Origin of the sequence: uncultured Mucilaginibacter sp. (assembly GCF_903913935.1) — a bacterium.
GTDB lineage: Bacteria > Bacteroidota > Bacteroidia > Sphingobacteriales > Sphingobacteriaceae > Mucilaginibacter.
Genome location: NZ_CAIWNH010000585.1, coordinates 20,588 through 30,386 on the forward strand (window position 1 = coordinate 20,588; position 9,799 = coordinate 30,386).

Sequence of the window (9,799 nt, forward strand, 5' to 3'; positions counted from 1 at the left end):
ATTACTTTTTTAATATAACAGATGGATCAGGAAATAATTAACGATTATAAACAGCGGGCATCATTTGCCGGCGACGAGACTGCAAAATATGCAAAACTTGCCGAAACTTATTCATTATACAGGTTAGGTGTATTTGCTTTTTTTATATTAAGTGTTTGCCTTGCTATATATACGGATACCATATTTATCATTGTTTTGGCATTAATAGTAGTTGTAATTTGCTTTAGCTGGCTCGTAAAAAAACAAGGACATTTTGAAGTTTTGAAAAACTATTGGCTGGACATTAAAAAAGTAAATGAAAATGAATACGGAAGCATGCAAACTTTTTCTAATGTTTATGATAATGGTTCGGCTTTTATAAACGACAAACACTTTTACCTATCGGATCTCGACATTTTTGGGAATAATTCTCTTTATCAAATGATTAATCGTGCAGCCACCCCGCCGGGAATGGTGAAGCTTGCCAAGTGGTTATACGGGCCGGCAGATAAAGAAACGATTAGGTTGCGACAGGAAGCTATTGCTGAAATAGCAGGTAAAAATGATTGGAAACTCGATTTTCAGGCACATCTCTTATTTTGTTTGAAACAACAAAAGGAACAAATAAAAAATATGCTGGCATATTTAAAATTGCCCCTTCAATTCGAGGATTCAAAGTGGATTAAATCTTATTTAATCATAGCACCCTGGATGTTTCCCGTATTATTTATCATAAGTTTTTTTTATCTCCCTGCCGGCTATTTTCTACCAATTTTAGCAATGGCTAACTACCGAATTGTTTCAGCAAGAGGTGAAATTGTGAAGAAAACTGATTTGATAGCAGGCAGAATTGGTAAAACATTAGATCATTTTTTTTCTGCCTTTAAAAGCATTGAGGAGGAGGAATGGAAATCAGTTTACCTTAATCAGCTGTATGCTAAATTGAAAAATGAACGAGGAGGTGGTTTATCAGGAAATATAAAACACGTTTCCGCTTTAATTAATAAGCTAAATTACCGGCTGAATTTATTGGTCGGTTTTGTTTTGAACATGATTTTTTTATGGGACCTGCGCCAGGTAATAGCTATTGAAGAATGGAAGAAAAGTAATAACCAAAATTTTGAAGCTGCATTCGACGCTATTGCCGAATATGAAGCGCTGGTAAGCCTGGCAAGTTTACACATCAATTACCCGGACTGGTGTTTCCCGGAAATTGCTGGTGGTCCCGCTTATACCCTAGCCGCAAAAGGATTGGCCCACCCGCTCATCAGCAGGGCAAAAAGGATTGAAAACGATTATGAACTGGATAGTGCATTTAATATCGATATCATCACCGGCTCCAATATGGCCGGCAAAAGTACTTTTTTGCGTACCGCAGGTATCAATACGGTTTTGGCGCTTTGCGGTGCGCCGGTATGCGCTTATTACATGAAAGTGTCGGTAATGACCATTCTATCCTATATGCGCATCAAGGACTCTTTAAATGAAAGTACCTCTACCTTTAAAGCCGAACTCGACAGGCTGCAAATGCTGCTGAAAGCGGTTGAAAGCGACCAAAAGATTTTCTTTTTGATAGACGAAATGCTGCGGGGAACGAATTCTGTTGATAAATACCTGGGTTCAAAAGCGGTGATAGAGCGGTTGATCAGTAAAAAGGCCGTGGGCATGGTGGCCACCCACGATCTGCAGATCGCCGAACTGGAGAAAAAATACCCGGTCTATATCCGCAATTTTTATTTTGATATCCAGGTAGTCAACGGCGAAATGTTGTTTGATTATAAAATGAAACACGGGGAGTGCAAAACCTTTAACGCATCCTTATTGCTGAAACAAATAGGGATCGATGTGGAGGCTGAGTAGATTTACAGATGAGTAGATGTGCAGATGTGCAGATGTGTTGATTTCAGATGTGGGGATTTTTAGGACAATGGATGCGGGATAGCTCAAATGAAGATGTGCGAATGTTTGGACATCAATCCATCATTCGCACATCTGCACATTTGCATATATGCACATTACCGACCGCCACCGGCACCGCCGATTCCCTGGTCGCCTTGTTTCTCTTCGTCAACATCACCTTTCTTTTGGGAAGGGGTAGCAAATTTTAACTTACCGAAGCTGTAGCTAAACGTTACACCCACTGATCGGAATGGAAACGCAAAATGACTGGTTTGGGTAATCCCTGGACTTGTAGTAGTGGAATTAAAGTTTTTATATTTATTAAATGGTTCAAGGGTATTGATACCAATCGAAGCCTTTTTATTCAGGAATTGTTTTTTTACACCCAAACCAAGCAGGCTGAACGAAGGGCTTTGACCCTGAAGAGTGTACCTTGGCGAATTTTCCAGTGCAAACAATTCGGCTACCAGGTCTTTTGGTAAGGTAACAGACGCACTTAAAAATATATTGTACTGAACCTTTGTTGCGGTATTGGTAAAATAGTAAGCGTACTGTGCATAGGGCGTGGGGCTATAAGTATAAACGTTGATATTGGTACGCAGCGTTAATATTTTAATAGGATTTATGGACGTGAAAAAGTTAAAACCGAATGAGTTGTTCACATCAGCATTTTGGTATTTTGTAAGTGTGCCGATTAAACTATCTACTACAATATGGTTTGCAATGTTTTCAATTACTCCGTCAATATGCCTGTAATAAATTGAAAAATTAAGCAATGAAGATTTGATGAAGGTATTGTAATTTAAATCAATTGTTTGAGATACTTCTGGCGATAAAGCAACGTTACCCACCGTTTGTGCCAATTTATTGGTCTGGCTTACATAAGGGTTCAAAAATTGAAGGCTTGGCCTGGTTATACGTTTGCTATAGCTTAATTTAATCGTTTGTGTTGAAGAAATTTGTTTTTGAAGGGTTAAGCTGGGTATGTAAATCTGGTAATCGCTATTGAATGGTGTCAGAAACGTTTCGCCGGCACTTTGCGGATCGCCGTGAATACTAGTGTTCTCAACCCTACCACCTGCTAAAATTGAATATCCTTTAGGCAGAGTGAATGTGAGCACGGTATAGCCTGCTGTCACGTTCTGGTTGTAGTCGTAAACGCTGGACGTAAGCGGATCATAAACAAAATCATTCCCCGATGGATCAAAGGCCTGAGAATTACTGCTTAAGCGCCTGATAACCTCTTTCGCGCCGGCTTCAACCTTTAATACTTTATTAACCGGGAGTGTATAATCTGCCTGGAAAGTATACTCATTATTTATTCCATCGATGTTGTTTTTGACATTGGTTAGCTTTTGGGGCGTAAAATAGTCGGTAAAATCAGTAATGATCTCACTGTGGCTCCATTCACCTGAAAACACGATGTTATTGCCTTCTTTTTTAAACTTATGCGTGTAATCCATAGTCCAGTCAAACCCGCCAAATGAATTATGGCCCAATGTATTGCTAAGATAGGAATAGCTTGAATCCGGATGATTGTAATCGGTCCTGGTTGATGTATTATTTGAATTTGTATTGAAACCGCCTTTGTTGTAGCGGAACGTTGATGTGATATCGTTAAAAGCATTAAACTGGTAGCTGGCAGTTACAGAGCTTATGGTGCCATAGCGCTTAACAAGGCTTGTGCCGTCTGAACTTTGAGCCACATTGGTATTTCCATATTGAAAATGCTGGTTAAAATCACTGATGGACGTTTGCGGCCAGGTAAGGTTACCGCCTGTATTCACAGATAAACTAAACCTGTTTTTGTTATAGTTGAGGTTGAAGTTACCGTTGTTTTGACGTGTGCCAAAGCCACCGCTAACCGAACCGCTGATACCCGATATATTGGTTTGTTTGGTGATGATATTGATAATGCCAGCTGAACCTTCTGCATCATATTTAGCTGAAGGGCTAGTGATCACTTCAATTGTTTTGATTTGTGCGGCCGGAATAGTTTTCAATACATCTGATAAACTTGCAGCGGTAGCGCCAGACGGTTTTCCGTTGATCAATACTTTAACATTCTGGTCGCCGCGAACAGCTACGTTACCATTGAGGTCGACTGACACCATCGGAACTTTTTGCAAAACATCACTGGCGTTACCACCGGTAGAGGTAAGGTCTTTTTCGGCATTATATACGATTTTATCTATATGATTTTCGATCAAATTTGCCTGCCCGGTAACGGTCACTTCTTTTAGCGTTTTCGCGCCCGGCGAAACATTGATCACTCCGGTGTTTTTATCTGGTTTTGAATCAGTTGTGGTAAACGGACCTACTGTTTTTGTTGGGTAACCTATAAAAGTGATCACCAGGTTATAATTACCCGGGTGTACACCGTCAATTCTGAAATTACCTTTAGCGTCAGTTATTGAACCCGATAATGGGCTTTTGCCGCCAACCCGGAATAAACCTACCGATGCATAATCAAGCGGTTTTTTGGAGATGGAATCAATCAGGGTACCCGATATTTTCCCAACGATGCTGGAGCCACCGCCGCCAACGCCGAACTGGGCGTTCGCCGTTATTACAGAAAACAGGAATGCAAAAAATATATAAAAACGTTTCATTTCGTGTGATTTTTTTAATTGGAGGCGAAAATAGCTGAAATGTTACAAGCATACCAGCTAATTTTGTCATCAAATGGTAATTGTAATTAATTCGTTACGGCGGGGATATTAGGTCAAAAAGACAAAGATTAACAGACTTTGCGGCCTTAGTGCCTCCTTTGTGGTCTCCGTGGTTAATTTTTTTAACACAGAGGCCACAGAGAGCATCGCAAAGGACACGGAGTTTGATAAACACAAACGCCTGATTTGTTATTTGGGGTTGAACGGATGAATTCCTTTTTACAAAACGATATTTACAATCCTACCCTTAACCACGATCATCTTTTTTGGGGCTTTATGATCTAAATATTTCTGCACATCAGCATTCGCCAATACAAAAGCTTCGATGGCCGATGGGTCGAGGCTTAAGGAAATATTGAGGTTCATTTTGGTTTTGCCGTTAATGGAAATAGGGTAGGCGTATTCATCTTCCACCATGTAGGCCGGGTTAAATTTCGGGTATGGCGTGTAAGATAATGTACCGGCTTCGTTGCCCAGTAAAGTCCATAATTCCTCGCAGATATGCGGCGCGTAAGGCGACAGCACGATGACCAGTTCCTGTAAGATCGCCCTTTTATTGCATTTAAGATCAGTCAATTCGTTTACCGCGATCATAAAGCTGGAAACTGAAGTGTTGAAGGAGAAGCGTTCTACATCTTCCTCCACTTTACGGATAATTTTATGCAGCGATTTTAATTCGGCTTTGGTCGGCTCATCGCCCGACACCCTGAAATCCCAGGCGTCATTATGAAACATGCGCCAGAATTTCCGCAGGAATTTAAATACGCCTTCAATGCCGTTGGTGTTCCACGGTTTGCTTTGCTCCAGCGGGCCCAAAAACATTTCGTACATACGCAGGGTATCGGCGCCATAGCGTTCGATAAGGTCATCCGGGTTTACTACATTGAACTTGGATTTCGACATCTTTTCAACCTCTACGCCGCAAACATATTTGCCATTCTCAAGTATAAACTCAGCATCAGCAAAATCAGGCCTGAATTTTTTGAATTTTTCAAGGTTCAATATCTCATTGTCGACAATATTTACGTCAACATGCAGTGGTACAGTATGGTATCCCTTTATAAGGCCGTGTGAGATAAAAGTATTTGTACCGCGCCCCAGTTCATCAACCAGGCGGTATACAAAATTACTTCGCCCCTGTATCATCCCCTGGTTGATTAGTTTTTTGAAAGGTTCTTCCTCAACTACTTTACCTATATCCTTTAAAAACTTATTCCAGAAACGACTATAAAGCAAATGCCCGGTGGCATGTTCGCTCCCGCCGATGTACAGGTCGACATCTTTCCAGTATTCAATAGCTTCTTCCGAAGCAAATGCCGTGTCATTATGGGCATCCATGTACCGGTACCAATACCAGCTTGATCCGGCCCAGCCGGGCATGGTGCTATGCTCGTAGGGCAATCCATTGTAATTCCAGCCAGTTGCCCTTGCTAATGGCGGTTCGCCGCTTTCAGTCGGTAAGTATTTATCCACCTCCGGCAATACCAGCGGCAGGTCTTTTTCATCAATCAAATAGGGCAGCCCATCCTTAAAATAAACCGGAACCGGCTCGCCCCAGTAACGCTGGCGGCCAAAAATGGCATCCCGCATCCTGAAATTTACCTTTGCTTTACCCGCGCCAATTTCTTCCAGTTTGGCAACTACTGCCGCCGTAGCTTCTTTGTAAGTTAAGCCGTTAATGAAACCCGAATTGATATAATGCCCTTCCTTGGTTGGGTCGGCCTCGGTTTCGATATTTTGGATGTCGATGATCGGGATGATCGGCAAATGATAATGTTTGGCAAACAAATAATCGCGCTGGTCGCCCGATGGTACGGCCATTACGGCACCGGTACCATAACCCGCCAAAACATAATCAGCAATCCAGATCTGTACCTTTTCGCCGCTAACCGGGTTAATGGCAAAGCTGCCTGTAAATGCGCCCGAAACGGTTTTCGCATCCGCCATGCGCTCCAATTCCGACTTCTTTTTTGCCTGGGCAATATAAGCATCAATAGCGCCTTTTTGTTCGGGTGTGGTTAATGGTGCTACCAATTCATGCTCCGGTGCAAGTACAAGGAAAGTAGTACCAAAAATGGTATCGGCCCGGGTAGTAAATACTTCAATGGCCTCACCCCGGCCCTCTCCAAAGGAGAGGGAGTTAGCTTCACCATTTTTTAAAGTCCTCTCCTTTGGAGAGGATTTAGGTGAGGCTTCTATCGTAAATCTTACACTGGCCCCCACGCTTTTCCCTATCCAGTTCCTTTGCATTTCTTTTAAAGGCTCGGGCCAGTCAATGGTATCCAGGCCTTTTAAAAGCCTGTCGGCATAAGCTGTGATGCGCATGCTCCACTGCATCATCTTTTTTTGTTCAACCGGGAAGCCGCCACGTTCGCTAAAACCGTCTTTTACTTCGTCGTTGGCCAAAACAGTTCCCAATGCCGGGCACCAGTTTACGGTGCTTTCGCGCAGGTAGGTAAGGCGGTATTTTAACAGTTCGGATTGTTGCTCGTTAGGACTTTTAGCATTCCATTCGTTCGACGTAAACCTTGAAATTTCATCGTCGCACACGGCATTAATACCGGCCGAGCCGTTTTGCTCAAAATGTTCAACCAGTTTGGTAATGGCTTCGGCTTTATCCGCATCCTTATTATACCAGGAGTTGAAAAGCTGCATAAAGATCCATTGCGTCCATTTATAATAGTCGGGCGAACTGGTACGCACCTCGCGGCTCCAGTCGAACGAAAAGCCGATCTGGTCCAACTGGCGACGATAGGTGGCAATATTGGTTTCGGTAGTAATAGCCGGGTGCTGGCCGGTTTGTATAGCATATTGTTCGGCGGGCAGCCCAAAGCTGTCGTACCCCATCGGGTGCAAAACATTAAAGCCTTTCAGCCTTTTATAGCGTGCAAAAATATCAGAAGCGATATAGCCCAGCGGATGGCCAACATGTAAACCTGCTCCTGAAGGATAGGGGAACATATCAAGCACATAATACTTGGGTTTGGCGGTTTTGTCTTCAGCTTTAAACGTTTGGTGATCGGCCCAAAACTGCTGCCATTTTTTCTCTATATCTTTAAATTGGTAATCCATTTTATAATTCCGGCGTGTGAGGTTGCGAAATTAAGAAAATCCCTATTAGTTTGGTAGTGATTTGGTTGGAATAAGTTGGAGAGGTTGTAGAGGTTGGAATAAGTTGCAAGGGTTGAAATTTGGAAGGTTGTAATGTTAAAACCTCTGCTCTTTTAAGGAATCGACACTCTCTTCAATAAATTGCTGCCAAACGGCATCAGGTTGCCATACTTCTTCAATAAAGGTAATCATTTCATCTTCGTTAAGCCTGCCGGTTGAAAAAAGATAAAGGCCGGTAAATGCCGATGCCCGGTAATTGGCTGCACAATGTACCAGCGTTTTGTCGCTTGTGTGTTGATTCATCAGTTTGAAAAAAGCAATAAGGTCGCCGGTTTGCGGATCATCAAACTGAACCGGGATATGGTGATAGGTCATCCCAAGCTGTTTAACTAAGGCGCCTTCCTCTTTTAGCGCATATTTGCCATCTGCCAATCCCAAATTAATGATGACCTGGTAGCCTTCTGCGGCAATCAGGGGGAACTGTCCCGCTGAGGGCTGGCCGGAGCAAGCAAGCATCCCCGAAATTTGGCGTAAGTTGTAAATAGAACTCATGAAATAAAAATATAAATAAATAACGGACAATCATTTAGAAAAAGCAAGCCCATAATCAGGGGAAGAATTTTCCCGTATTTAATATAAGGAAAGTATTAATTTCCCTAGGGTTAATTTTGGTGCTGTTTAGTCTTTTTCTTTGATTTTTTGATGAAAAAAGGCATTTTATCCATTAACTTAGATGTCGATAAATTATTACTCTTAAAACCACTCACTTTATGAAAACTAAATTACTTAGCGCAATAATATTGTTATCTGGCGTAGCTATATTATTTAATGCCTGCAAAAAGAGCGAAAGCGCAAAACCAGCCACTACTACAGCTACCACCAAACAAACGGCGGGCGCCCAAATCGCCTTAAACCTGTACCATTCGTTAACGGGGCAGTTTGGCGGCATTAACGTATACAACGGTATCAGTACGCCTTCGGTGCCTAATTCAACATCAACGGTAAAAGTAAACAGCACCAATTATGCATGTGGTTTTTATATCAACAATGGTATTTCATACAATACCAATATAGGCGATACCATTAAATCCAGCACTACTGGTGGGCTTTCATTTTATTATGTATGTAATAACGGCAGCGCCATTGGTTACACCGCACAGGATACTTTAACCACTGTGGGTACCGCTCCGGGTTACAGCTTTATTGATGGTTTAAGCCAAAACTATAAAGTTACCGGTTTAAACCCCAACAATTCATTGGTTACCGTTGACGGATTGATACAGGCCACTATAGTGCTTGACCGCGGTACCAAGGGTGGCAAAAGCCTTACCTATAATTCATTTACTTTATCAGGCCTGCAGGTTCATTTAGACCAAACCCCGCCGGACATTACCAGCGGAACAGCTGTTTTTGTGGCAACAGGCCTTAGCGGTACAACTGCCTATGCCTTATATGGTACCCTAACTTTCTTAGGCAACCACATGGCTAAAGTTGATTATTATGACAGCATTTACTATGTAAACCTGCTGACCGGAAAAATATCGGCAACTATTTAAACCTTAAATAGCAACAGAAGCTCCCCTTGATAACTTGAGGGGAGCTTTTTTATGGATAATTTGCCTGTTTTATTAAATTTATCTTTAATATATTTGTGTAAAAATTTAACAATCTTATCATGAAATTAAAACTACGCGCTATAGTACTGGTACTTGCCGGGACGGCAATTATTTATTCAGGATGTAAAAAAGCTGCAAAAACAACCTCAGATCCGCAATTGGCGCCGCAGGATGTTGCCAGCCAGGTGGCTTTAAATATCGATCAGTCGTTATTCGGCGGTTTAGGTGTGGATATTTCCGGCGGTTTAAGTTCGCCATCTTCTTTTGCAGTACACACCAAAGGGAAAGTGCAACAAAGCTTAACCAACCCTGATTGCAGTTTATTAATTGACACAACCATGAGCTATACCGGCGCAGCTAACGGAGGTTCGGCCACCATATCGGGAACATTTAAGTTTAGTTTCTCCTGCGTAAATAACGTGGTTTCGGGGTTTACCACTAATGATAATATTACCATCAGTTTAATAAGCCCAACGCTTAACCTCAATTATAAAGTTGCTGAAAATTTAACGCTCTAGAGTG

Annotated in this window: 6 protein-coding genes; 3 read left to right on the forward strand and 3 right to left on the reverse strand. The window is 42.0% G+C overall.

Going from position 1 to position 9,799, the window contains the following annotated elements; genetic code table 11:
* Positions 1 to 21 precede the first annotated feature (21 nt).
* On the forward strand, positions 22 to 1,839 hold the full coding sequence (locus QZY09_RS23830) for a DNA mismatch repair protein MutS (RefSeq protein ID WP_295676979.1): 1,818 nt from the start codon (positions 22 to 24) through the stop codon (positions 1,837 to 1,839).
* Positions 1,840 to 1,994: 155 nt separating this feature from the next.
* On the opposite strand, the gene QZY09_RS23835 is transcribed toward QZY09_RS23830, so the two are convergent.
* The 3 genes from QZY09_RS23835 to QZY09_RS23845 all read right to left on the reverse strand — a co-directional run bounded on the left by QZY09_RS23835 (position 1,995) and on the right by QZY09_RS23845 (position 8,213).
* The gene (locus QZY09_RS23835) at positions 1,995 to 4,490 is read right to left on the reverse strand and encodes a TonB-dependent receptor (RefSeq protein ID WP_295676982.1); all 2,496 of its coding nucleotides are present in this window, start codon (positions 4,488 to 4,490) and stop codon (positions 1,995 to 1,997) included.
* 279 nt (positions 4,491 to 4,769) lie between these two features.
* Positions 4,770 to 7,622 carry a leucine--tRNA ligase gene (gene leuS, locus QZY09_RS23840; protein ID WP_295676986.1) on the reverse strand — a complete coding sequence of 951 codons (2,853 nt, stop codon included), beginning with the start codon at positions 7,620 to 7,622 and terminating at the stop codon, positions 4,770 to 4,772.
* A gap of 135 nt (positions 7,623 to 7,757) precedes the next feature.
* Positions 7,758 to 8,213, reverse strand: coding sequence for a protein tyrosine phosphatase family protein (locus QZY09_RS23845; RefSeq protein WP_295676988.1), 456 nt, complete (start codon positions 8,211 to 8,213; stop codon positions 7,758 to 7,760).
* Between the two features lie 218 nt (positions 8,214 to 8,431).
* On the opposite strand from QZY09_RS23845, the gene QZY09_RS23850 reads away from it, so the two are divergent.
* Positions 8,432 to 9,217, forward strand: coding sequence for a hypothetical protein (locus QZY09_RS23850; protein ID WP_295676991.1), 786 nt, complete (start codon positions 8,432 to 8,434; stop codon positions 9,215 to 9,217).
* A gap of 119 nt (positions 9,218 to 9,336) precedes the next feature.
* Positions 9,337 to 9,795, forward strand: coding sequence for a hypothetical protein (locus QZY09_RS23855; protein WP_295676994.1), 459 nt, complete (start codon positions 9,337 to 9,339; stop codon positions 9,793 to 9,795).
* Positions 9,796 to 9,799 lie beyond the last annotated feature (4 nt).